General features: G+C 74.3%; 2 protein-coding genes. Both read right to left on the reverse strand.

Annotated elements, in window-relative coordinates; genetic code table 11:
• Window positions 1–64 precede the first annotated feature (64 nt).
• Window positions 65–562, reverse strand: coding sequence for a hypothetical protein (locus ACTIDRAF_RS0226060; RefSeq protein ID WP_016701570.1), 498 nt, complete (start codon window positions 560–562; stop codon window positions 65–67).
• Window positions 563–713: 151 nt separating this feature from the next.
• On the reverse strand, window positions 714–902 hold a 189-nt coding region (locus ACTIDRAF_RS31520; RefSeq protein WP_039789902.1), incomplete at its 5' end, for a hypothetical protein.

The raw sequence follows: 902 nt of genomic DNA on the forward strand, positions 1-902 counted from the left end.
GGCCGGCCGCCGCCCACGGGCGGACGGGGAGGGGCCTCCCCCGGTGCCCGCGCACCGGGCGGGTTCAGGAGGAGCGGCGCGGCTGCCGGTTGAGCACGGCCCGGACTGACGCGGTCGTGATCCCGCCGTCCGGATGACGGTCGAGCACACCCCGCAGCGCCAGGTCGTGGACCTCACGTCTGCCGAGACCGAGCATCGCCGCCGCCACCGGGTAGGAGACGGCGAGCGCGGTCGGGTGGCCGACGGTGCGAGCCACCGCCTGCCCGAACGGGGTCCGCCACCACGACGCGGGCGGATCGAACGGGCCGGCCCCCGGGTACAAGGCGAACACCAGCCGCACGGCCGTGGACCGCGCGGCGTGCTGGTCCTCACCGAGTAAGTCGTCCGCCCACCGGTCGACCTCCTCTCGCATCCGGGCCGACAGCCTGTCGTCGACCTCCTGGCGACTGAGGAGGGCGGCCAGCGGATCGAGGAGAGCGCTCTGCACGACCCGGGACAACTGGTCCACCAGAGCGTCCCGATCCGCGACCACGTCGGTCATCACCAGAGTCCCCTCGTCCATGCCGCCCCCTCCTGATGCGTGCCGGTGAGCCGCCGACGAGGCGGCCCGTCATTCATCTTCCCGGCAGGACGATGGGCGCGGCTCACTCGGCCGAACGGGCGAGCGGCGGCTGCCCCCCGTGGCACGCCCGGGAGGGCCGTACCCGGACGGATCAACCCCGGCGGCGGAAGGCGTGCTGCCGGGGGTTGACCGCGTCGAACCGACGGGACTGGCTGGTCATGGCCTGTCCCCCTCGGTCGAACCGTTCGGCCTGGTTCTTCGCCGAGCGTCGGCGCTCGGCGCGGTTGCGGGGTTGGTCGGCGGCGGGCATGGGCTCCTCCCAGCTGGTGCGGATCGTCTC

The sequence above is a fragment of the Actinoalloteichus spitiensis RMV-1378 genome, assembly GCF_000239155.1.
In the GTDB taxonomy this organism is placed as follows: Bacteria; Actinomycetota; Actinomycetes; order Mycobacteriales; family Pseudonocardiaceae; genus Actinoalloteichus_B; species Actinoalloteichus_B spitiensis.

Coding starts and splice junctions, on each gene's coding strand:
- ACTIDRAF_RS0226060 (WP_016701570.1), bottom strand. CDS start 562: ATGGACGAGGGGACTCTGGTGATGACCGACGTGGTCGCGGATCGGGAC.